The sequence below is a fragment of the Streptomyces sp. NPDC001406 genome, assembly GCF_042895285.1.
Taxonomy (GTDB): domain Bacteria; phylum Actinomycetota; class Actinomycetes; order Streptomycetales; family Streptomycetaceae; genus Streptomyces.
The window spans coordinates 38,308-59,094 of sequence record NZ_JBIAWG010000020.1 but is presented as its reverse complement, the minus strand read 5'-3'; the positions used below and the strand labels follow the sequence as shown (position 1 = coordinate 59,094).

Annotated in this window: 22 protein-coding genes; 11 read left to right on the top strand and 11 right to left on the bottom strand. The window is 67.5% G+C overall.

Annotated features, from left to right (window positions below; all coding sequences use genetic code 11):
• The first annotated feature begins 143 nt into the window (after window positions 1-143).
• Entirely contained in the window at window positions 144-827 is a 684-nt protein-coding gene (locus ACFY1J_RS37970) for a TetR family transcriptional regulator (protein WP_390708459.1), read from the top strand.
• Here the strand turns inward: ACFY1J_RS37970 and ACFY1J_RS37965 are convergent.
• Entirely contained in the window at window positions 795-1,772 is a 978-nt protein-coding gene (locus ACFY1J_RS37965) for an NAD-dependent epimerase/dehydratase family protein (protein ID WP_390708458.1), read from the bottom strand. The two genes, ACFY1J_RS37970 and ACFY1J_RS37965, sit on opposite strands and share 33 nt — an antisense overlap.
• Complete coding sequence (locus ACFY1J_RS37960; protein ID WP_390708457.1) at window positions 1,769-2,395, bottom strand: ScbR family autoregulator-binding transcription factor; 627 nt, start codon at window positions 2,393-2,395, stop codon at window positions 1,769-1,771. The genes ACFY1J_RS37965 and ACFY1J_RS37960 overlap by 4 nt, the downstream gene beginning before the upstream one ends.
• Window positions 2,396-2,502: 107 nt before the next feature.
• Here ACFY1J_RS37960 and ACFY1J_RS37955 point away from each other — a divergent pair, with 107 nt between their 5' ends.
• Complete coding sequence (locus ACFY1J_RS37955) at window positions 2,503-3,459, top strand: ScbA/BarX family gamma-butyrolactone biosynthesis protein (RefSeq protein WP_390708456.1); 957 nt, start codon at window positions 2,503-2,505, stop codon at window positions 3,457-3,459.
• Between the two features lie 330 nt (window positions 3,460-3,789).
• A complete protein-coding gene (locus ACFY1J_RS37950) occupies window positions 3,790-5,484 on the top strand; it encodes a hypothetical protein (RefSeq protein WP_390732828.1) in 1,695 nt (564 codons plus the stop codon).
• A 46-nt stretch (window positions 5,485-5,530) separates the two neighbouring features.
• On the opposite strand, the gene ACFY1J_RS37945 is transcribed toward ACFY1J_RS37950, so the two are convergent.
• The 3 genes from ACFY1J_RS37945 to ACFY1J_RS37935 form a co-directional block, all read right to left on the bottom strand.
• Window positions 5,531-6,361, bottom strand: a complete 831-nt coding sequence (locus ACFY1J_RS37945) for a DUF6008 family protein (RefSeq protein ID WP_390732827.1) — start codon at window positions 6,359-6,361, stop codon at window positions 5,531-5,533.
• A 185-nt stretch (window positions 6,362-6,546) separates the two neighbouring features.
• Complete coding sequence (locus ACFY1J_RS37940; protein ID WP_390708453.1) at window positions 6,547-6,942, bottom strand: hypothetical protein; 396 nt, start codon at window positions 6,940-6,942, stop codon at window positions 6,547-6,549.
• Between the two features lie 70 nt (window positions 6,943-7,012).
• A complete protein-coding gene (locus ACFY1J_RS37935; protein ID WP_390708452.1) occupies window positions 7,013-7,747 on the bottom strand; it encodes a helix-turn-helix domain-containing protein in 735 nt (244 codons plus the stop codon).
• A 223-nt stretch (window positions 7,748-7,970) separates the two neighbouring features.
• On the opposite strand from ACFY1J_RS37935, the gene ACFY1J_RS37930 reads away from it, so the two are divergent.
• The 6 genes from ACFY1J_RS37930 to ACFY1J_RS37905 all read left to right on the top strand — a co-directional run bounded on the left by ACFY1J_RS37930 (window position 7,971) and on the right by ACFY1J_RS37905 (window position 12,564).
• On the top strand, window positions 7,971-8,636 hold the full coding sequence (locus ACFY1J_RS37930; RefSeq protein WP_390732826.1) for a DUF4097 family beta strand repeat-containing protein: 666 nt from the start codon (window positions 7,971-7,973) through the stop codon (window positions 8,634-8,636).
• Window positions 8,637-8,666: 30 nt separating this feature from the next.
• Window positions 8,667-9,626 carry an ATP-binding cassette domain-containing protein gene (locus ACFY1J_RS37925; protein ID WP_390732825.1) on the top strand — a complete coding sequence of 320 codons (960 nt, stop codon included), beginning with the start codon at window positions 8,667-8,669 and terminating at the stop codon, window positions 9,624-9,626.
• Entirely contained in the window at window positions 9,623-10,441 is an 819-nt protein-coding gene (locus ACFY1J_RS37920) for an ABC transporter permease (protein ID WP_390732824.1), read from the top strand. Before ACFY1J_RS37925 ends, ACFY1J_RS37920 begins: the two co-directional genes overlap by 4 nt.
• Before the next feature lie 312 nt (window positions 10,442-10,753).
• Window positions 10,754-10,906: a hypothetical protein gene (locus tag ACFY1J_RS37915; RefSeq protein ID WP_390708448.1), complete on the top strand. Its 153-nt coding sequence runs from the start codon at window positions 10,754-10,756 to the stop codon at window positions 10,904-10,906.
• A 406-nt stretch (window positions 10,907-11,312) separates the two neighbouring features.
• Window positions 11,313-12,032, top strand: coding sequence for a hypothetical protein (locus tag ACFY1J_RS37910; RefSeq protein ID WP_390732823.1), 720 nt, complete (start codon window positions 11,313-11,315; stop codon window positions 12,030-12,032).
• A gap of 247 nt (window positions 12,033-12,279) precedes the next feature.
• A complete protein-coding gene (locus tag ACFY1J_RS37905; protein WP_390708446.1) occupies window positions 12,280-12,564 on the top strand; it encodes a hypothetical protein in 285 nt (94 codons plus the stop codon).
• Here ACFY1J_RS37905 and ACFY1J_RS37900 read toward each other — a convergent pair.
• Both ACFY1J_RS37900 and ACFY1J_RS37895 read right to left on the bottom strand, forming a co-directional pair.
• Window positions 12,553-13,311 carry a glycosyltransferase family 4 protein gene (locus tag ACFY1J_RS37900; protein ID WP_390708445.1) on the bottom strand — a complete coding sequence of 253 codons (759 nt, stop codon included), beginning with the start codon at window positions 13,309-13,311 and terminating at the stop codon, window positions 12,553-12,555. The genes ACFY1J_RS37905 and ACFY1J_RS37900 overlap by 12 nt on opposite strands.
• Window positions 13,312-13,735: 424 nt before the next feature.
• Entirely contained in the window at window positions 13,736-14,497 is a 762-nt protein-coding gene (locus ACFY1J_RS37895; RefSeq protein ID WP_390732822.1) for a GDP-mannose 4,6-dehydratase, read from the bottom strand.
• Window positions 14,498-14,971: 474 nt separating this feature from the next.
• On the opposite strand from ACFY1J_RS37895, the gene ACFY1J_RS37890 reads away from it, so the two are divergent.
• A complete protein-coding gene (locus ACFY1J_RS37890) occupies window positions 14,972-15,856 on the top strand; it encodes a hypothetical protein (protein ID WP_390708443.1) in 885 nt (294 codons plus the stop codon).
• On the opposite strand, the gene ACFY1J_RS37885 is transcribed toward ACFY1J_RS37890, so the two are convergent.
• The 3 genes from ACFY1J_RS37885 to ACFY1J_RS37875 all read right to left on the bottom strand — a co-directional run bounded on the left by ACFY1J_RS37885 (window position 15,846) and on the right by ACFY1J_RS37875 (window position 19,178).
• On the bottom strand, window positions 15,846-16,637 hold the full coding sequence (locus ACFY1J_RS37885; RefSeq protein WP_390732821.1) for a glycosyltransferase: 792 nt from the start codon (window positions 16,635-16,637) through the stop codon (window positions 15,846-15,848). The genes ACFY1J_RS37890 and ACFY1J_RS37885 overlap by 11 nt on opposite strands.
• Complete coding sequence (locus ACFY1J_RS37880) at window positions 16,634-17,893, bottom strand: hypothetical protein (RefSeq protein WP_390708441.1); 1,260 nt, start codon at window positions 17,891-17,893, stop codon at window positions 16,634-16,636. Before ACFY1J_RS37880 ends, ACFY1J_RS37885 begins: the two co-directional genes overlap by 4 nt.
• 70 nt (window positions 17,894-17,963) lie before the next feature.
• Window positions 17,964-19,178, bottom strand: a complete 1,215-nt coding sequence (locus ACFY1J_RS37875) for a lipopolysaccharide biosynthesis protein (RefSeq protein ID WP_390708440.1) — start codon at window positions 19,176-19,178, stop codon at window positions 17,964-17,966.
• Between the two features lie 615 nt (window positions 19,179-19,793).
• Here ACFY1J_RS37875 and ACFY1J_RS37870 point away from each other — a divergent pair.
• Window positions 19,794-20,543 (top strand): hypothetical protein, encoded by a 750-nt coding sequence (locus ACFY1J_RS37870; RefSeq protein ID WP_390708439.1) that lies wholly within the window; start codon window positions 19,794-19,796, stop codon window positions 20,541-20,543.
• Here the strand turns inward: ACFY1J_RS37870 and ACFY1J_RS37865 are convergent.
• The gene (locus ACFY1J_RS37865) at window positions 20,536-20,730 is read right to left on the bottom strand and encodes a hypothetical protein (RefSeq protein ID WP_390708438.1); all 195 of its coding nucleotides are present in this window, start codon (window positions 20,728-20,730) and stop codon (window positions 20,536-20,538) included. The two genes, ACFY1J_RS37870 and ACFY1J_RS37865, sit on opposite strands and share 8 nt — an antisense overlap.
• Between the last annotated feature and the right edge of the window lie 57 nt (window positions 20,731-20,787).

Sequence of the window (20,787 nt, the reverse complement as noted above, 5' to 3'; positions counted from 1 at the left end):
CGGGTTGCCGGTGGCAGGAAGATGACGCAAAGGTGGTGGTCTGAGGCGATCTTCGACTTGGCTACGGACAGCACGGCGGTGCGATGCCCGGGGAGTCCGCCCTGGCGTACACCGGCGGCCGGCAGCCCTCTTCAGGAGACAGCATGGTGAAGCAGGAGAGGGCCATGCGTACGCGCGAGGCCCTGGTCAAGGCGGCAGCGTCGGAGTTCGACCGTGCCGGCTACGAAGGCACGTCACTGTCGCGCATCAGCAAGTCGGTCGGCATGTCCATAGGCGCCGTCACCTTCCACTTCTCGACCAAGAGCGAACTGGCCGACGCGGTCCAGCAGGTGGGGCGGTCGGTGACCCGGGAGGCAGTGGAGGGCGTCCTCGCCGAGAACCGGTCGGCGCTGCGCGTGGTGGTCGATCTGACGCTGATACTCGCCCAGTTGATGGAGCGGGAGCCGTCCGTCCGTGCCGCCATCCGCCTCAGCCGCGAGCGTCCGGACGCCGTCCCGTGGTCGGAGGTCTGGCTGCCGACGGTGCGCGACCTCCTGGACGAGGCACACGAAACAGGTCAACTTCATGCGGCTGCCCTGCCCGCGGACGTGACGACGCTGGTCGAGTACCTGACCAGCGGCGCGGAGGCCTATCTGCGCAGCCGTATGGGCTCGGACGTGGCGTTCGAGAGCGCGGTGGCGCAGCTCAAGCGGCTCTGGCACGTGGCCATCGCGGGAGTCGCGGTCGACACGGGGGCGAACGCACCCGGCGCCCCCTTGCCCGTCACCACCGTCGAGCGGGTCGTCCTCGATCCGTCAGCCGCGGTGCCCGGGGCCGAGCGCCAGTAGGGAGCGGTACCACGGGACGGCCTCCACCACCCCGGTCAGCGGACCGGGGCCGGGGTCGCAGTTCGTGCCGCGCCAGATCTCCCGGCTGTCGTACCAGTGGTCGCGGGCCACCAGGGCGAACTGACGCTCGCTCAGTTCGCAGGCCGACGCGCGCAGCCGGGCCCGGCACTCGTCCCAGGCCAGTTCGGCGGAGATCGCCGGCAGGCCGAGGTGGCGGGTCAGCGCCGCCAGCAGTTCGCGGGTGGTCACCGGGGCGGGATGGCTGGCGTGCCAGACCCGGGGCCCGGCCAGCGGGAACTCCGTCGCGAGGTGCACGATGAGGCGCGAGAGGTCCTCCACGGCGACCATGGAGACACGTGCGCGCCCCCCGTCCCACAACGCCGGTACGGCGGTGACGAGTTCGGCGAGAGCGGGTACGACCCACCGGTCCCCCCGTCCCAGCACGAGGCCGGGCCGCAGGACGCACGCCCCGGCCGCCAGGGCGTGCTTCTCACCGGCCAGCCGGGTGCGGCTGGGGACGGACAGGGGGGCGGGCGCGACTTCGTCCACGCCTATCCCGCGGTGCGGACCCGGCCCGTAGACCGCCGCCGTCGACAGATGCATGATCCGCCCGACCCCGGACCGTAAGGCCTCACGCATCAGCGCGGCGGTCCCGTGGACGTTGACCGCCGTGCCGTGCTGTTCGTCGGAGCTCTGCGAGGCCGCGAGGTGCAGCAGCACGTCCGCCCCCTCGCAGACGCCCCGCAGGCTGCCGGGCTCCCCGAGATCGGCCGGCGTCCACTCGTCCACCAGCACCGCGGTGCTCGTGGGCAGCCGTCTGCCCACCGCATGGACGGAAAGAGGCGCGGCCGTGCCGGCCTCGTCCCGTAACCGGGCCAGTCGTCGCAGCACCGCCGCTCCGATGAACCCGGTGGCACCGGTCAGCACGACGCGGGTCTGTCTCATGCGGCGAGTCTCGCGACATCGGCGGGCAGCTCCACCCGGGCCAGGCCGTGCGGGGTGGCGATGGCCGGCAGGAAGTACCGCCACATCGAGACCAGGCGTTCCGGAAGGTCCGCGTGACCGCTGGCGACGTTGGAGAAGATCTGCGTCCCGGTGTAGGCGCCCACCAGCACGTTGGCGAGCTCGCGTTCATCGACCTCGGGTAGCAGCTCGCCCTGCTCGCGCGCGGCGCGCAGGTGGACGTACAACTGCTCGACCCACTCCTGGTAGGCCGTGTCGTCCCGCTGCCCGAACTCGCCCTGTTCGACGGCGAGTCGGACGCTCGCCCGGAACAGCACGTTGCTGGTCAACTGGTGCGCGGTGAAAAACGTGAGGTCGACGAGCCCCTGCAGACCGAACCCTTCGGCCGGAGGGTCCACGAACTCCTGCTGGTGCGTCAGAACGGCCTGGGCCAGCTCACGCTTCGACTTGAAGTGGAAGTACATCCCACCCTGCGTGACGTTGGCCCGGGTCATGATCTTGTTGATGCTCGCCCCGCTGTAGCCGTACTCGTCGAAGATCTCGGCGGCCGCAGTCAGGATCGTGTCCCGCGTCCGTACTGCCCTCTCTTGCTTCGGCTCGGCCATTACTCGCGACTCCCTCGACAAAAAAAACGAACACCCTTATTTTACAGGTCGGCCCCCTTAATCGACCAGAGAAGGGGCCTCCACATACGCACGCCAGGGGGATAGGCATGCTCACAACCACGGAACGGCCCAATGCGGCAAGCCAGCCTGCTCTGACCACGACCGTTGCGAGGGAGTACGTGCATCGCGCGGCCCTGTCGGAGGTGTTCCTGACCGGCTGGCGCAAGGAGAGAGCCGACAGGTTCACCGTCACCGCCCAGTGGCCGCGCAGCCACAGCTTCTACACCTCCGAGCACGGCCTGTACGACCCGCTTCTGCTGAGCGAGACGGTCCGGCAGTGCGGTCTGCTGCTCACCCATGTCGGCTACGACATGCCGTTCGGGCACCAGATCAGCTGGTCGCGGCTTCAGTACGCGATCAACCCGCAGGCGTTGCGCATCGAAACCAGGCCCGCCGAGATCGAACTCCACGTGACCTGCTCGGACATCAAGTACCACGGCACCGTACCGCGCACCATGGTCATGCACCTGGAGGCCATTCGCGCCGGCTCCCTGCTGGCCATGGCCAGCATCCGGTTCAGCAACCACTCCCCCGCGGTCTACCGGCGCCTGCGGATGGGCCGCAACGTCGAGGAGATCTTCGCGGCCGTTCCGGAGCCGATCGAGCCGGTGTCGCGGGCCGCCGTCGGCCGTCTGCGCCGGCAGGACATCGTCCTGTCGCCGACGGAGGAGAGCGGACGCTGGCAACTGCGCGTCGACACAGGCCATCCCGTGCTGTTCGACCACCCCGTCGACCATGTGCCGGGCATGCTCCTGCTCGAAGCCGTCCGGCAGGCGGGCCACGCCATGGATCCCGCGCAGGCCGGGGCGGCACTGCCCGTGTCGCTGGACGTCTCGTTCAACCGCTACGTCGAGTTCGACGAACCGTGCTGGATCGAGGCGGAGTCCATACCCGCGATGTCCCCGTCGTCCGGCGCACGGCGCACAATTCGGGTCAACGCCAGACAGAAAGGTTCCTTCGCCTTCAACGCGACTGCGGAGCTGGCTGACGCCGCTTCACTCTGAGGAATGACGTTCTTGGCTACGGAGGGGCATCACTCCCCCGCGGGATACGGTGACCTCATACGGGGGGAGGAAAGTGTAGAACCTGCGTGAGCGACTCGTGCCCTGCCACGGGTCAGTCGCCGACCGGCCCCCAGTGCGCCAGCACTGGGGTTCACGGTCTTCTCATTTCCGCCCGCCGAGGTAGCAACTCGACGGGCGCGGGCCCGTTTCTGGGTGCCAGCCCAAGAAACGCGCAGTGCACGGTCCAGCCAGAACCGCTCAGCCGTCGAACGACGGCTCATGTCTCTCCACAGAGACCTCTCCATGATGAATCCCCAGAGAGACCACTCCATGATGAACCAGAGCTCCACGATTCTCCAGCCCCCCCACCAGATTTATGTGGCGGTAAGCCACTTAAGTACCGACTCCTCACCTTCGAGATCCAGCCAATCTTCGGCTGAAACCGCGTACTGCAGCGCCGTTCGTATGCCGCGTGGACAGGTGAAGGTGCCGATGCGACTCGTCGAGTCGCCCCACTACTCGGATGCGGCGCTCAGCGTCTACATGAAGGTGAAGGCTCTCGCCCAGCGGCGGGAGGGCTGCACCGCCGGCGTCGCAACTCTCGCCCGATACCTCGGCTTCTCGGCATCGACCGTTCAACGGGGCCTGGCGCAGCTGCGTGCTCCGGCCCCCGACGGTGTCGTCGAACTCCCCCTCAGCACGCGCAGGTCCTTGCCGGGCGGCCGGGGAACCACCGCATGCCGCCGGGTCCGCCCCATGCAGCGCACCGAGCCGTTCATCTGGCTGCCCGTCGCCGCGAGTGAACATCTGCGGCCCCGTCTGCTGCGCGCCTACGCGGTCATCGCCCACGCCGTCGTGCAGAAGATTCCCTTGGCCGAGCGCGACCTCGCCGACTTTCTGCGTCATCATTCCGGCCCCCGGGCCGGTGAGGCGATCAGCACCGAGGCGGCAAGCCGCATCGTCGATGAACTGGTCGCCTCGGGCTGGATCGGCGTGCTGCGGCGAGCCGGTTTCCAGGGGCGCCACGAGTTCGTCGTCAACGACCAACCGACCTGTGCGACTCCCGTACTTGATGACCCATCGGGTCACGACGTTGATGCGCGTTCGCTCGCGTATAGGGAAGACCTCAGTATTGACCGACTGGAGATCGACGCTGCGCTTGTCTCATCCGCCGTAGGCGAGGTACCGGTGGACAAGCGCGTTGGAGCCCCGCGCGAAAAGCCGGGCCCGGATCGGACACCGGATGGGCTCGCGCTGCGCGCGGATGAGAAGAGACCCGCCCCGGCCCCCGCCCCCGTCCGCAAGGAGCCGCCCTACAGCGGACCCCCACTGACGTTCAGCGGCAGGCTCCATGTGGTGCTGGAGCCGGTCCGGTTCCTGCTCGCCGACGTGAACACCTACGTGCAGCGCAGAATCGGCCAGGAGATCGCCCGGCAGCTCGGCGACGGCATGACCGTCGCGCGTCTGCGGGACAGGCTCAGACAACGCCTCGCGCAAACCGTCCTCGCCGACATCCGGGACGTGGGCCGTTGGCTGCTGGGCGTGGCACTGCCCCGCTGGGGCTGTGCGAATCCGGACTGCGAAACGGGCGTGCTCTGCTCCACCGGCGCACGCTGCCCCGTCTGCCGGGAGGTGGTCGCGCAGCGTGCGGCGGCCCGCCGCGGTGGTGCGCCGCTGCCCGGCGGGGAAGCGGCCGAGGGGACCGACAGACCGAGCGTCCCCCGCGCCGTGGCCCCTGCCTCGCCCCCCGCGCCCCCCGCGCCCCGCACCGTCACCTGCTGCCCGAGCTGTGAGCGCCCTCACCGCCCGGGGCACTCCGGTCTCTGCCGTGACTGCCGCCCCGGCCCCGGCCCCGCTCCCGCCCTCCGAGTCGGCGACGGCCCCTGCTCGGAAAGCAACGGCACCTGCGGCCATCCCTCCCCGCACGGTCTGTGCTGGCGGTGCCGCATCGCGTCGGATGCGAGACGCGGTGGCGCACCGACCCCCGCACCGCCTGCCGCGACGAACACCGGGAGAAGAGCGTGACCTCTGTCCGGGCGACACCACCAGCTTGCCCAGCACCGGCGAACGATCAGATGCACCACCACAGGGGACGTGCCCCGACAGCGGCCGCGGGCTTGCCCGCATCGGCCACCGCGGCCACCACAGTCACGTCACCCACCCCGACCACCTCGGTCACCTCGGTCACCTCGGTCACCTCGGTCACCTCGGTCACCTCGGCCAGAGGAGCCTCGTACCCGGCCTTGACCGCGCGCCGCTCCTTCCACAGGTGGTAGACCGCGACGGCGAGGATGGCCGTGCCGATGAGATTGGCGACGAAGTGCCACCACACCCGGTACGTCACGAGCGCAGGGCCCGGTTCGATCAGTCCGAACCAGGTGGACAGCCCGATGGCACGGCTGGCACCAAGCGCGACGGACAGGGTCAGCACCACGTGCTCCAGTCCGTGGATGGTCTGCATCCACACGCCCATCTTGGCCCACTTGCGGGACTTGAGCTCTCCGGCGGCCCGGCGGGTGATCTGTGCGATGCCGACGAGTCCCGCCAGGAAGATGAAGTTGCCCGTGAGATGGAGGATCTCCATACCGAGCATGGGCTTGCTCGCGTCGACCTGCCCCATGCCACGTGACAGACCGTTCGCCCAGGGAGTCATCCAGGCCGGCGAGTACGGGTGCGCCACCCAGTAGCCGACCTGGGCCACGTGCTCCTGGAAGTGACCGATCTGCCCGATTACACCGAGCCCGATCAGGGCGACCGCGGTCTTGTACAGCCACGGCCGGACCTGTCCCCGGTTGCCGAGGGCGAGCACGACGACGGCCGCCCACATTGCGACGGCCCATCCGATGAAGAGGACAGCACCCAAGGTGTCCAGGGAGGAAACGGTGCTTCCCATGCCTCCCATCCCTCCCATGCTGTGGCCTCCGTGCGCGTGGTCCATGGGGATACTCCTCTGACTCCGACTCCGGGCGGCGACGTGTACGACGCTCTGCGTCACGCTAGGGATCCGGGCCGGGCACCGGCCACTTCAGGAGTGCGGACTTCCAAGGCTTCGAGGAGCCCCACGATCACTGACGTGCCGTCGGTAACTCAGCAGGAGGGTGCGGGAGCCGAGGTGACAGGCGGCTGGCCTGTGCCAAAGACGGTGGCGGGCCGGGTGATGCGGTAGCACTGGCCGACCGTTCCGTCGTTGCTGGAGAGCAGGACGGCGACCGTCACCCTGCCGTCTCCTCGCGTCACGCCCTTGACGGTGAAGCTACGGAGCGTTCCGGTGGGGTCGAGGGCCTTCTGTACTCCGGTGCGGGTGAGGTCTTTCGGGTCCATCCCCTCGATCCGCGTCCCTGCCGGCCGCGACAGAAGACCGATGTCCGTGGCGGCTCTGCACACGTCGTCCTTCCGCACGGTCACCTTCGACGTCCATGCGTGGCCGTGCGGGTGGCTGTAGGGGCCGCCCCCGTATTCGATGTCCGCCAGTTCCTGGTCCATGACTCGGGCGTAACCCGCCGGGTCGCCCAGGTCCCCCGGGTGTGAGTCCAGTTTCCCAGCCCTGGCCGGCTCAGGCAGTGCTGTCCGAGGTCGTTTCGGGTTTCGTGTAGAGGACGTCGCGGGCCTGTTCCGCGGCTCGGGCGAGGCTCTCGGAGACGAAGTCGACGAAGCGGGCGATGTTTTCGAGGCGGACGGCGGCCGGGGTGCCGGGGCCGAGGACGCCGACGCCCTGCCGTGCGGTCTCGGCGAGTTGGGCGTTGGAGCGGGCGGCGGCGATCATCGACTGGTAGAAGACGTCGTTGTCGACGAGGTAGCGCTCGCGGCGGCGTTCGTCGCGTTCCCGGCGGATGAGGCCCTGGCTTTCGAGGAACGTGATCGCTTTGGAGATGGACGCCGGGCTGACCTGGAGGCGTTGGACGAGTTCGGACGCGGTGAGACTGCCGTCGTCGGTGGTGTAGAGGCAGGTCAGCACCCGGGACATCATTTTGGGCAGGCCCTGTTGCATGAGGAGGGTGGTGAACGCCTCCTCGTACTCGCGCACGGCGTCGGCGTCGCGTCCATGGGCCTGCGCGGGGGTGTTCGAGTCCCGGGGCGTGGTCTGCCTGCGGCGGTGGGCGCGGCGTTCGGTGGCACGGTGGGCGAGGTCGGCACGGTAGGCGGTGGGGCCGCCGTTGCGCATGACCTCGCGTGTGACGGTCGAGGTCGGGCGGTCGAGGCGTCTGGCGATCTCCGCGTAGGCGAGGCCGTCGGCCAGTCCCAGCGCGATCTGCTGGCGCTCCTGCTGGGTGAGTCTGCCTCCCGGCATCGCGGCCTCCTTCGGTCGTCCGTGGCGTCTCCACTATAGCGTTCACTTCTCATTCATTGCAACGTGCGTGGTGCGTGTTGTTGCATTAGATTCAATGCCATTGCAACACTTTCTCGGCTTTGACCTGCATAGTTTGCAGATATGCGCAACGAATCTGTTGCCTGATCTTTGAATGCAACGTAGCGTTTCTGTCATCAGAAACGAAGAGCCGAAGGAGCGCACGATGCAGAAGTACGACACCCCCGCCCCGGTCTCCGCCGTCCTCGGCATCCCCGCGGGACGCATCCGGTTCATCGCCGCCGACCGGGCCGACACCACGGTCGAGGTCCTGCCCGTGGATGCCTCCAAGAGCCGCGACGTGAAGGCGGCCGAGCAGATCGAGGTCGCATACGGCGACGGCGTCCTGCGGGTCGAGGCGCCGGCTGCGAAGAACCGGGTCCTCGGCAACTCCGGATCCGTCGAGGTGACCATTCAGCTGCCCGCCGGCTCCCGCATCGAGGGCAAGGCCGCCTGCGCCGAGCTGCGCGGCGTCGGGCGCCTCGGCGACGTCGTCTTCGAAGGCGCGTACCGCCAGGTCAAGATCGACGAGGCCGCGAGCGTCCGCCTCACCGCGATCGACGGCGACGTCGAGGTCGGGCGGCTGGGCGGGCCCGCGGAGATCAGCACCGCACGGGGCGACATCCGGATCGCCGAGGCCGTGCGCGGCACGGTCGTGCTCCGCACCCAGTCCGGCAGCATCTCGGTCGGCGCCGCCGCCGGCGTCTCGGCCGCCCTGGACGCCGGCACCGGCCACGGCCGCATCAGCAACGCCCTCAAGAACGACGGCAGCGCCGAACTCGACATCCGCGCCACCACCTCCCACGGCGACATCACCGCCCGCAGTCTCTGAATCCGTAGTCAGTAAGAGGGGGCACTACTCATGACCGACCTGGCCATCGCGGCGAACGGGTTGCGCAAGTCCTACGGCGACAAGGTCGTGCTCGACGGCGTCGACCTGGCCGTCCCGGAAGGAACGGTCTTTTCTCTGCTCGGTCCGAACGGCGCCGGCAAGACCACCGCCGTGAAGATCCTCTCCACCCTCATCTCCCCCGACCCCGCCAGTGGGCAGATCCGCGTCGGCGGTCACGACCTCGCCGCCGACCCGCAGGCCGTGCGGGCCGCGATCGGTGTCACCGGGCAGTTCTCCGCCGTCGACGGGCTGATCACCGGCGAGGAGAACATGCTCCTCATGGCGGACCTGCACCACCTGTCCAAGCGCGAGGGGCGGCGGGTCACCGCCGAGCTGCTGGAGCGCTTCGACCTCACCGAGGCCGCGAAGAAACCCGCCGCCACCTACTCCGGCGGTATGAAGCGCCGCCTCGACATCGCCATGACCCTGGTCGGCACCCCGCGGATCATTTTCCTCGACGAGCCGACCACCGGCCTCGACCCGCGCTCGCGGCACAACATGTGGCAGATCATCCGCGAGCTCGTCACGGGCGGCGTCACCGTCTTCCTCACCACCCAGTACCTGGAGGAGGCCGACGAACTCGCCGACCACATCGCCGTGCTCAACGACGGCAGGATCGCCGCCGAAGGCACCGCCGAAGAACTGAAGCGGATCGTCCCCGGCGGACACGTCCGGCTCCGCTTCACCGACCCGGCCGCCTACCAGAGCGCCACCGGAGCACTGCGCGCGGCCTCCCGGGACGACGAGTCCCTCACGCTGCGGATCCCGAGCGACGGCAGCCAGCGCGAGCTGCGCACCGTACTCGACCGACTGGACTCGGCCGGTGTCGAGGCCGACGAGCTGACCGTGCACACCCCCGACCTCGACGACGTCTTCTTCGCCCTGACCGGCGGCGGCATCCCCAACCAGCCCAAGGAGGCTGTCCGATGAGCTCCCCCCTGGCTCCCGCCCGCCCGACCCGGATCTCTCTCGCCGTACGCGATTCGTCCACGATGCTGCGCCGCAACCTCCTGCACGCCCGGCGCTATCCGTCCCTCACACTGAACCTGCTGCTCACCCCGATCATGCTGTTGCTGCTCTTCGTCTACATCTTCGGCGACACCATGAGCGCGGGCATCGGCGGCGGCGGTCCGGACCGCTCCGAGTACATCGCCTACATCGTCCCGGGACTCCTGCTGATGACCATCGGCAGTACCACGATCGGGACCGCGGTCTCCGTCTCCAACGACATGACCGAGGGCATCATCGCCCGCTTCCGCACGATGGCGATCCACCGCGGTTCGGTGCTCGTCGGGCACGTCGTCGGCAGTGTGCTGCAGTCGGTCATGAGCGTGGTCCTCGTCGGCGCCGTCGCCGTGGCCATCGGCTTCCGCTCCACCGATGCCACCGTCCTGGAGTGGCTCGCGGCCTTCGGACTGCTCGTGCTGTTCGCCACGGCGCTCACCTGGATCGCGGTCGGCATGGGCCTGGTCAGCCCGAACGCCGAGGCCGCAAGCAACAACGCCATGCCCCTGATCCTGCTGCCGCTCCTCTCCAGCGCCTTCGTCCCCCTGCACTCGATGCCGGGCTGGTTCCAGCCGATCGCCGAGTACCAGCCGTTCACGCCCGCCATCGAGACCCTGCGCGGTCTGCTGCTCGGCACCGGGATCGGCAACAACGGATGGCTCGCGGTCGCCTGGTGCCTGGGCCTCGCGGTGCTCGGCTACTTCTGGTCGACCTCGAAGTTCGACGACGACCCGAAATAGCCGTCATGACAGCGCGGGCCACCTCCCGCAGACCGTCCACCCGAGGGCGGCGTACACCGACACTCCGTCGGCGTACGCCGCCCCCACTTGGCACGCCGGCCGGCGGGACATCGCCCTGCTGGGAATGGCGTTCACCGGGCACGGACGACATGTGCGAGGCACCGTCCACGGTGCTCGCGTCGCGACTGCCGACTGAGGGCGCGAGCGTGCGGTGCTGGGACCCGCCGGCCCGCCCGGCGGCCGGCGAGCCATGGTCGTCGGCGACCCGATGCGCAAGTCCGGAGGAGACGATGGACGGCGGACGCGGCGGTCGTGGTCACGCAGTGGTCTGAGCTGAAGCAAGCGGACTGGGCACGGGCGGTTGAGCGGATGCGGCAACCGGTCCTTTTCGACGGCCGCAACCTGCTGGACCCGAGCCGGATGAGCGAGCTCGGCTTCACCTGCATGGCGGTCGGACGGCCGTAGCCGCCGCACACCAGCAGGCTGCCCACCGGACTCTTCGCCGACCATGGCGATACGGCCCCACAGCCGTGCTTCGGGGTCCCGGTCGTGTTCGCGGGGGCGGAGTCGATCCCGGCGGAGACGGCGAGGATCAGGAGCTCGGCTGGTCCTCCAATGGCCGGCAGCGACGTCCGGGAGCCGCAGCGGCACAGCGCGAACCGATGGCACGGTCATGCAATCGCGACCGCTGAAGAATCGAGGCTGACGTTGCGTCAGATGGGTGAAGTAACGTGTCGACACACTGAATTCAGCACTTGGCAGGTGTGGATAGGCAATAGCCTCAAGTAAATGCCGCGTCGATGGGAGTAGCCAAATGTTGCAGCCTCCGGCAAGCATGAGTGGCGACCCGATTAGCGGGCCTCCTCAAGGCATGCCCAATCTACTTCGGCGATCGGCACAGGGGCTTATTGTTACAGCGAAGCCCTGGATTTATGGACGGTATCCCTCCGCCCTCAATGGGCAGCGCTTCCGTCAAAGGTTGTTCCGTTCCCTGATCCGCGCGTTTGATCCTGAAGCCATCTTCGAATCCGGTACCTACGGTGGAGCTTCAACGCATTTTCTCTGGACTCTGTCCGGTCGCCCGATCTGGACCGTCGAGAAAAATCGTGGCTGGGCGTACTGCGCGAAGAGGCGATTCCGCACCATTCCAGAGATTCGGGTTCTGTCGGGTGATTCTCGAGCTGCGCTGAGATCACTAAGAGATTCCAACGATTTCCCTGCCTCGCGTGCTCTCTTCTACCTCGACGCTCACTGGGAAGCGGATCTTCCTCTGCGAGACGAGGTCGATATGATCACCAGCCGGTGGGCGGACTCGATCATTGTCATCGACGACTTCAAGGTTCCCGACGATAGCGGCTACGGGTTTGACACATACGGCGATGACGAGCTGTCGATGGATTATCTGGGCAGTAAGGCCATCGGACGCTATGAGGCATTTTGGCCGAACTGCCCTTCGGGCAAGGAAAGTGGCGCCCGACGCGGCTGCGTGATCCTAGTGGCCCCAAGCGTCAGATCCGAGGTGCAGGGACTACCTGAGCTGCGACGCATTGAGGGGTCCCAGGTGAACACCTCGCGCCCTTTGCCGGTGTAGGACCTCCAGATCCTCCCAGCACTGGCCGCATGCGTCTGTCAAGCGGCGAGAGCGGCCAGTGGTGCGAGTTCGAAGCGCCGTTCGTCGCGTAGGAGGGCCCAGAGGACGTTGACGCGCACTGCCGGCATTGCTGCTGGTGGGTTTCCCCGCACCGCCTCCCGAACCCGGCGGGACCGTTACCGAGTACCGGGCTCGCCACAAGTCCCGCCGGATTGCCTCGGTGGCCGGTCGGCGGGACCGTGCAGCAGTGCTGGTTCGCCTGGCGGTCGCGATCGTGCTGGGGGCGGCGAACCTGTCGGAGGCCGTGCCGGACACCATGCGTTTCCGCCTCTACCACCTGCCCGCCCGACTCGCCGACCACGCCCGCCGCCGCTGGCTGGGGATCGAGCGGACCTGGCCTTGGGCGAAGGCGTTCACCACCCGCGGGCACCGGCTGACGGCCCTGCCCGCCGTCACTGACGATCTGACCACCAGGCCGACGAGACAAGGAATGGAATGCAGGATTTGCCGCGCCTCGCAGTCAGCCGCCTGAAATGATGGGAGGGCGCGTCTCCAACAACCCCGCCACACCTTCGGTGAATCGGGCGCTCATTGCTTCCACTGTGTATCTGTCGGTATCCGACGCGCAGGCATCCTTGAGGCGAGCCATCAGCCTGGGGTTGGACAGGGTGTGGACCACCACTTTCGCATACTCCTCCGGACCACCCTCAACCGTCATGGAGTTGCGACCATGCTCCAAGTACTCGAATTCCGGGCTGTGATAAGGCCAGGCGGTCGTCACCAAAGGGGTGCGCAGTGCGAACGAATCAACCGCGCAGAGTCCAACCAGCCCAGGCATGAGCATGAGCTGTGATGCGGCCCCCAGCAGCGCGCGCCGCTCGTCGTGGACGGGTCCCACGTACACCACTCCCTCTCCGCGCTCGGCCGAGGCCTCGATCAATGACCGGCAAGCGCCGTCACCCGCAACGAGAAGCTTGAACTCGGGCATCCGCTTGACGATGTGAGTAACCGCTTCCAAGAGAAATGGAAGCCGCTTGGTGGTATGAAGGCGCCCGAGGTAGAGTCCGGTACGCCCGGGTACCAACCCATGCCGGGAGGAGAACTCGGCAACCTGCTCATCCGTGACCTGCTTGCGGGCCTCTGCCAGGGCCGTGGTGTCCGTGGAATTCTGTACCACGGTGATGCGGTCGCGCGGAAATCCCTGCGCAGCCACGTGGTCGGCGCCACCCGCCGTATAGGCGAAGAACCAGTTCGCCTGCCGGGTCAGGGTACGCTTCACTGCCCGTAGCAGAGGGCCTGCATGCTTGTCGTAAGTCCGGCCGTGGCCCCACATTCCCAGGGCAGGGCCAGATCTGCCCCGTGCCTCCCGCCACATCGCTCTGGCCACCAAGGGGAACGTCTCCAGGTTGTGGAGATCCTGCGGCACGATCACCGCGTCCGACCGACGGGGAAGATCTCCGAGCCGTTTCACACGGACCGGAAACCCGCCGATCCGCCAGGAGTGCTGGACCAATCGAACGGCGCATCCCAACTCGGCGCTTCCCCGATCGCGGCCCTCAGCCGCCTCCGGAGGTGGTGCACTGTGTGCGACAACCAGCTCCGCTCCCAGTTGCCTGTGGAGATCTGCCGCGAGGCGACGGAAGAACGGCACGCGGTAGTGCGCAACATACGGCTGCACAATGGTGATTCTCCGCTGATGCACATCACACCTCTTCCGTGGGACGGCACGCCGTCTCGAACCTGCGGGCGGGAGAGGGCACGGCGGGCTCCGTGGGCCCGCCCTTCCCCAGGAGCGCCTCGAGTTCCGCATCGATCACGAGACCGGCCAACTCGGGTGTGCGCACGGTCGGTTGCCGGTCCATGATCCGGGCGGCCTCGGACGCGGCACCCACGAGGTCGTCCACCTCGGACGGGCGCGGACATCTCTCGTCGAAGCGCACGTGGTCGCGCGGCTCTTCCTGCTGCAGCATCAGCCACATGGCCTCGACATACTCCGCGGCGTAGCCCCAGTCACGGCGCGCGTCGAGGTTACCGAGGTAAAGGGTGTCCTGCAGGCCGGCCTTGATCCGGGCCGCCGCCACGGCCACCTTGCGGGTGACGAACGTCGGTCCGTGACGCGGTGACTCGTGGTTGAAGAGGATGCCGTTGACGGTGTACAAGCCGTACGCCTCACGGAACGGCACCCTTGCATGCGACTGGGCCGCCAGGTTGTAGACCTCGTCCGGCTGCACGCGCTCCAGCAGACAGGCGATCCTGCTGCCGTCGGTGAGATCTCCGTAATGCAGGAAAAGCCGCATCTCCGGATCGTGCAGATCGCGGTCGAGGTGGTTGATTCGACTGGTGTTGATCTTCGAGGCCCGGCGGACAATACCATGCACTGTGTAGCCCTTGGCCAGGAGCAATTCGGCGAGGTAGGAACCGTCCTGGCCCGTGATACCGGTAATGAGCGCCGTCTTCTCCGGCACGAACACTCCTCGCTGGTAGAGCTGGCGAAGGGACTCGAGAGGCAAGGCTGCCCCTTCTGGTACGCGTCAGGGGCATTGAGGACACTGGAGGAAATCCACTCCCGCGTCCAGCACCGGCGTTCCCGCGTGTTCTCGACGGAGTCAGTCGAATGGACCAAGACACGTGTGGTGCCAAGCGGAAGGACCCATGTCGCGGGCTAGAGTGAGCCGTTCCCACGTCCGATAGGAGCGCCGATGACGCAGCTGCTTCCCCCATCACTCCGAATTTGCATGCCGGAGCGCATGGGTTGGAGAGGCGGGGGTCTGGGGAACGAGATCTTCCCTTGGGCGAAAGCATATCTCGCAAGTCGCGAGCTGGGCTTCCGGTACTTCCGGCCTGCTTGGGGTCTCAACTCCAGGGGCTACTGGCGGGACTTCGACACATCTCGCCTGGACTGGGTTGGCTATATGGTCCTACGGGCGGCCATGCCGGTCATGACGGTCACCGACGAGATGATCCAGTCCACTGGGGAAACCGATTACGGAACCGCCGTGCGTGTGCTCGACAGCGAGTACAAATGGTCTCAGCGGCGCTCGCTCATCCTGCTTCACAAAGGAATGGCAGGAGGTCATCTCGGCATCGAGCGGGCTCGCAACTATCTCCGGAATGAACTGTTGGGGCACCTTCCTGAACAGGACTGTGCCTGGAGTCCTGATTCCTGCGCCCGCCAACTCCGCGTCGCTGTCCACATCCGGCTGGGTGACTTCGCTCCCGATGCCGTCGGACCGCGGATCGGCGCCTGTAACCGTCGAATCCCCTGGCACTGGTACCAAGACGTGCTCAACACTCTGCAGCGACGTTTCGGGGACATGCTTCACATCGACATCGTGAGCGACGAACCCGAACTGGCCGCCCGTACGTTCCCGAAGTGGAGCCTCTGCGCCGCTCGTTCGCGGAGCATGTTCGAGGACCTCTCGATCATGACGTCCGCCGATCTGCTGGTCTGCTCGGTGTCAACGTTCTCCATGCTGGCAGCTTTTCTGTCCGACGCGCCCTATCTATGGTATCGACCATATATGTTGGAATATGGCGATCTTCTTAGCCTCCGGCCCCAAATGCCGGAACGGCAGATGGGACCGACCAGCGCCGATGGCGGGAAAGAAGAGGAAGAAAGCGGCAGCGCAGCGTTCACCCGCGGGGTGCCCATGGATGTGGGCAGCGAGCTCCCGGTCTGGTTGGTGGACTTCCTCCAGTCGAAGGCAGCTCTCAGCAGGCGCAGCGCAGACCTGATCCGCTACGGGTTCGTGCCCGGCAGTACTCCTGTCCATGCTGGGAACGGCAACGCGGCAGGCACGCTTGGAGCGCCCGTCACGACGTAGTGAGCGGTTGGCTGACGACTTTGGCCGTGACGCGGACCAAGAAGGCGGCCGTCGGCCGCCACAGCCCCCTCGACCGGCGCAGCCAGGCCGGCATCTGACGGCTGAGAGCGAGGTCCATTTCCCGGCAGGACTCCGCTCGTCTTTGGACCGTCAGTGAACCCGGGTGCGATCGGGCTTCACCGAGGACCGTGGCGACATACTGCAGTGATCCCTGCTGGGCCAGCCTGCGATGCAGATCGACGTCGAACGCCAGCGAAAGGCTGTGGTCCAGTCCTCCGATGGCCTCCACGGCGGAGCGCCGGTACAGGCAGCCGGGCTGAAGCACCATGTTGTGGCCCAGATACAACCACCACGAGCCCACCCGTCCCGGCCGTACCCACCTGATGGCTTTTCCGTCGATGTCGATGTAGCGGACCTGGCCGTAGGCCATGGCTGCTTCGGGGTGGCGTTCGAGAGTACGCAGCGCCACGGCGACCGACCCGGAGGGCAGGCGGTCGTCGTCGCCGAGCCACCCCAGTACGTCGACGCTGTCGCCGAAGTGCCGCCAGCCGGTCATCACGGCATCGACGATGCCGGACCCGTCCTGTGCGAGTACGGGCACGTCCGCGGGTACGCATCGCGTCACCTCCTCCACCGCGGCGGGAGTCGACACCACGACGAGGCGCACTGCGGAGCAGGTCTGGGCCAGCAGCGACCGCAGACATTCCGCGAGGAGCTCGGGACGATCACCGAGTGTGGGCACCACCATGCCGACCTGCATGGGAAAGCCTTTCTGGTTCATCGAGGTTGACGGGACACCACAGCAGCCGACTGCGACCACGCATGGCGGTAGAGCACGGCGGCTGCCGCGGCGGTACCGAGATACAGTCCTTCGAGCCTGGGCCAGGGCGAGAACAGGATGTCCCAGCCGAGTTGCGCACACAGGAACGTGAACAGCAGGGCGTACGGTTTGGCGCCCCGTTTGACGGCGAGGCTCAGCGCGAGGAAGACCACGGCCAGGGGGAACACGATCCCGGGGAGGACTCCGGCGCCCGTCTCCGCCCAGAGCTGGAAGAGGACCGAGTGCAGATACAGGCCGTTGCCGAAGTAGAAGTTCTCCCGCAGCTGGTTGAAGTCGCCGTCCTTGGCCCGCAGTTTCTCCATGAACGCGCTGCGGGTGCGGTAGCCAACGGCGGGCTTGAAGCCCTGGCCGATCAGCGGTGAGTCCTTCACGATCACGTACGACGCCGCGATCTCCGGCCGCGCGCCCACCAGAACGCCGCCGTCCCCACCGCTCTGCCGCTCCCATCGCATCTGCTGCTCCACCCCCAGCCTCCCGCTGGAAGCGAGGTGCCCGTAGGCGGCCCCCACTACGGTGAACAGACACACCAGGGCTGCCGCGACCAGGACGATCCTCTTCCTGTCGGGCGTGCGGACACGACGTCCGACCAGCATCGCCATCGCTCCCGCCAGGCTGACGACCAGGAACTCCGAGCGAAATCCCTGGAGGATGTTGACCAGGGCGAGCGAGAGGATGAGGACACAGGCGGTTGTGTGCTTTCCCCGGCTGACCAGGCGGAACGAGATGAGGATGACCGCCAGACCGACGAGGGGCCCATAGCCGTACTTCCACGGGTCCGTGCTGGGATGGCGGTGCAGGAACAGGGCGATGTTCGCCAGGAGCCCGATGGTGAACGTCACGACATAGACGCGGACGACGGCGGGTTTGTGCTGCAGCACCCACATCGCACCGCAGAAGCTCAACAACACGGCGACGGGACGCGACAGGGCCAGCAGCATCTGGTGAAGCGAGTCGCCGGCAGCGAATTCGGCTACGGCGGCGGCCAGCAGCCACAGGCACAGCAGGCCGATGTACCACCGCGCCGCGTTCACCCGCCACACGGCGGCGAGGCACACGGGCGCGATCAGCAGGGTGAGCGCATGGCCGAGCGTCAGGCCGGTCTGCGAGAACGGGCTCCAGGCGCACCCCAGACCCAGTACCGCCGCCGGCAGGGCGCCGCCCGGGGTACGCGGCCGGTCGACCGCAGGTGCGAGCAAAGCCTTTGCCGGTGCCGCCGGTGCCGCTGGTGCCGCTGGTGCCGCTGGTGCAGCCGGTGCCGTCTGAGTGTCAGCCATGGGACATGGACCGCCTGAAGTTGGGGAGGAAGAGGCACGTCAGAACCGCGGTGGCCGATGCGATGACCGGCCCGGCGGCGCCGAGGTGCCGCGCCAGGAGAATCGACAGGGCAAGGTTCACCGCGGCCATGACGACGGATGTCTTGGCCTGGAACTTCAGCCCTTGGGCGTCGGTCAGCCACATGCTGGTCGGGTACGCCGCGGACTGGACCAGCAGCAGGACCGCGAACGCGGCCATGAGACCGGTTTCCACCTCGACCCGACCGTGCAGCATCCATGAGGCGAACGCGGGGCCGAAGAGGACCAGGCCGGTGCCCAGCAGGGCACCCCCCATGGCGAAGTACACCGTCAGCCGGGCGATGTCCCGGGGGGCGGGTCCACCGCTCGTACCACGATGCCGGGCGAAGACGGTCCACAGAGGCAGGCCGGTCGCGCTGGCCAGGGCGAGTGTGGGAGCGAACAGTCGCGCGCCGGCCGAGTACGCGGCGACCGCCGACGGGTCGGCGACATGGACGAGGACCACCCGGTCGGTGGCGAAGGCCACCGCCAGCGCGACGTTGACGACGGCCATGGGGCCGGCGAGGTGCCAGATACGCCTGGCGGCATGCCGCGGGTTGAGACTGCCCAGGATCCAGCCCAGCAGCGGCAGCGTGAGGATCCGTCCCGCCCACAGCAAAGAGACGCCGCCGATGAGGCACTGCGTGGCGAGAGTCGCCGCGATGAACGCAACAGGCGGTGCGTGGACCGCTTGCGCCAGCAGAATGAACCCCAACGTGAGCAGACTGCCCAGCATTTGAAAAAGCAGCGAGGTATGGGAGCGATTCAGCGCAATGAGAAGCGAGTTCCCCAGATTCAGCGGCAGGCTGCATCCGAACAGGATGAAGGCGACGGCAACGGCGAACTCGACCGACTGCTGTGCCGCGGAATTGAGCAGGGTTCCCCAGGCGCCCATACAGGCCGGAACGACACCCACGAGGGAACTCACAATTCCCATGCAGGTCAGTACCCGCGCGCTGGTGATGACGGTGCTGCGCAACGCGGCGTCTTCGGCGCCGCGTCTTTTTCCCATCGCGTCCACGATGGCTGCGCCGGTACCGAGGTCATTGAGGGGCAACAGCATGGGAAGGGTGGTGACGAGCGCGACGAAAGCGAAACCGGCCGGGCCCACCGTGTCCACCACGGCCCGTGTCCCGACCAGCGTCGTCATGGCCGTGACGGGAAGACTCACCGCCTTGACGCCCAATGCCCGCCCTGCGGACCGCAGATGGAGGCCCAGGCCGGCACCTCGGGCGCCGGGGACGTCACTCGGGTGCGGTGACGACTGCGCGGGACGGGGTGCGGGTTTCGCGGGCAAGGACGGTTGGACGGCTACTTCCTTGACACCTCCGCGTGGGGTTCTCTCACCGGTCACGACACGAACCGCTTTACTGAACGGTGAATGCCAAGCTCCACGCGCGGACTTCCCTTCGAAGTGAAGTGCCTGAGCATGCTACGACAGTGCCTGTGATAGTCGAGGTACATTCGCAGCCGGGCGCGAAAATTGAAACTCGGGTACGGTACACACCCGGTCCGCTTCGTAGTGAGGAGCCCACGAGTGGCCACCGCCATCGACTCTCGTCACCGTTCTTCGAAGCGGCTTCGGGTTGCGGTCCCCCGGTCAGAAAAACATCCCAGGCACTATGCGGTGCGGGATCTCATCGAGGAATTCATCAGACAAGGCGCCGTTGCGCAACCGATCACAAAACCCCCGCTGTTCGGCAAAGCTCTGGCCAAGGCCCGCATTTCCCTTCCTCGCAGCGGCCGGGGAGCGATCGTGGTCCCCATGATGGGAGCCCGATTCGACCAGCTCTACGAGGCCGCCCTCGCCGGCAGCGTCGTGCCCTACTGCTGGGACGTGTTTGAACCCGGATGGGAGCTGTGGGTAGCAGGGCTACGGCCGCTGCGTCCCCCGGTCGTCTTCGTCACCGCCCAACAAGCGGCACGTGCCCTCGAGGAGTCCCTGCCCGACTCCACGGTGATCCACCTCCCGGAGGCAACGCGCATCTCCCGGCACGACGCCGGATTGCGCCTTGCCGACAGAACAGTCGGTGTCCTGGAGCTCGGCCGACGCCACCGAACATGGCACGACGCCATCACGCGGCCCGTCCAGAGGCACTCACCGCTTCCCCACCTGTACGAGCCGGAACCGGGCCGGCTGGTGTACCCGGACGAACACGCCTTGCGGCGCGGACTGTCGAACGCGATGATCTCCGTCTGCTTCCCCTCCTCGCTGACCCACCCCCAGCGCTCCGGCCGGGTGGAGACGATGACACAGCGCTACCTGGAGAGCATGGCTTCAGGCTGCCTCCTGCTCGGGCACGCGCCGGCGGAGCTGGTGGAGCTCATGGGGTTCAACCCGGTGATCGAGGTCGACTGGGACGACCCCGCCCGCCAGGTACTGGACATCCTCGCCTCACCGGACAGGTTCCAGCCCGTCGCCGACAGGGCGCTCAGCCGACTTCAAGAGGTCGGAGACCTGAGCACACGCGTAAGGGCGGCACTGACGAACATGCGTGCCCTCGGGCTCATTTGACGACCGGATGCCGGCGAAGGGCGCTCGGGGCCGCGCCGCCGTCCGGGTCGTGGACCACGGACACCCTGGGGTTGTTGCGGAACTTGTGGCGCAGCGCCTGCGCGCTCGGCGCGCTCATCTCCGTCACCTCGACCTCGGCCCCGGCGGCCAGGAGGTGGTCGGTGAACGTTCCGTGCCCGGCGCCCACGCCGGTCGATGACTTCGCCGACCATGGCGTGCAGCCAGCGCACGATCCGCTCGCGCG

What these genes read in the sequence shown, in the direction of transcription:
- ACFY1J_RS37970 (WP_390708459.1), top strand. Translation starts at nt 144, where the DNA reads ATGGTGAAGCAGGAGAGGGCCATGCGTACGCGCGAGGCCCTGGTCAAG.
- ACFY1J_RS37965 (WP_390708458.1), bottom strand. Translation starts at nt 1,772, where the DNA reads ATGAGACAGACCCGCGTCGTGCTGACCGGTGCCACCGGGTTCATCGGA.
- ACFY1J_RS37960 (WP_390708457.1), bottom strand. Translation starts at nt 2,395, where the DNA reads ATGGCCGAGCCGAAGCAAGAGAGGGCAGTACGGACGCGGGACACGATC.
- ACFY1J_RS37955 (WP_390708456.1), top strand. Translation starts at nt 2,503, where the DNA reads ATGCTCACAACCACGGAACGGCCCAATGCGGCAAGCCAGCCTGCTCTG.
- ACFY1J_RS37950 (WP_390732828.1), top strand. Translation starts at nt 3,790, where the DNA reads ATGATGAACCAGAGCTCCACGATTCTCCAGCCCCCCCACCAGATTTAT.
- ACFY1J_RS37945 (WP_390732827.1), bottom strand. Translation starts at nt 6,361, where the DNA reads ATGGGAGGCATGGGAAGCACCGTTTCCTCCCTGGACACCTTGGGTGCT.
- ACFY1J_RS37940 (WP_390708453.1), bottom strand. Translation starts at nt 6,942, where the DNA reads ATGGACCAGGAACTGGCGGACATCGAATACGGGGGCGGCCCCTACAGC.
- ACFY1J_RS37935 (WP_390708452.1), bottom strand. Translation starts at nt 7,747, where the DNA reads ATGCCGGGAGGCAGACTCACCCAGCAGGAGCGCCAGCAGATCGCGCTG.
- ACFY1J_RS37930 (WP_390732826.1), top strand. Translation starts at nt 7,971, where the DNA reads ATGCAGAAGTACGACACCCCCGCCCCGGTCTCCGCCGTCCTCGGCATC.
- ACFY1J_RS37925 (WP_390732825.1), top strand. Translation starts at nt 8,667, where the DNA reads ATGACCGACCTGGCCATCGCGGCGAACGGGTTGCGCAAGTCCTACGGC.
- ACFY1J_RS37920 (WP_390732824.1), top strand. Translation starts at nt 9,623, where the DNA reads ATGAGCTCCCCCCTGGCTCCCGCCCGCCCGACCCGGATCTCTCTCGCC.
- ACFY1J_RS37910 (WP_390732823.1), top strand. Translation starts at nt 11,313, where the DNA reads ATGCCCAATCTACTTCGGCGATCGGCACAGGGGCTTATTGTTACAGCG.
- ACFY1J_RS37890 (WP_390708443.1), top strand. Translation starts at nt 14,972, where the DNA reads ATGACGGTCACCGACGAGATGATCCAGTCCACTGGGGAAACCGATTAC.
- ACFY1J_RS37885 (WP_390732821.1), bottom strand. Translation starts at nt 16,637, where the DNA reads ATGAACCAGAAAGGCTTTCCCATGCAGGTCGGCATGGTGGTGCCCACA.
- ACFY1J_RS37875 (WP_390708440.1), bottom strand. Translation starts at nt 19,178, where the DNA reads ATGACGACGCTGGTCGGGACACGGGCCGTGGTGGACACGGTGGGCCCG.
- ACFY1J_RS37870 (WP_390708439.1), top strand. Translation starts at nt 19,794, where the DNA reads ATGATGGGAGCCCGATTCGACCAGCTCTACGAGGCCGCCCTCGCCGGC.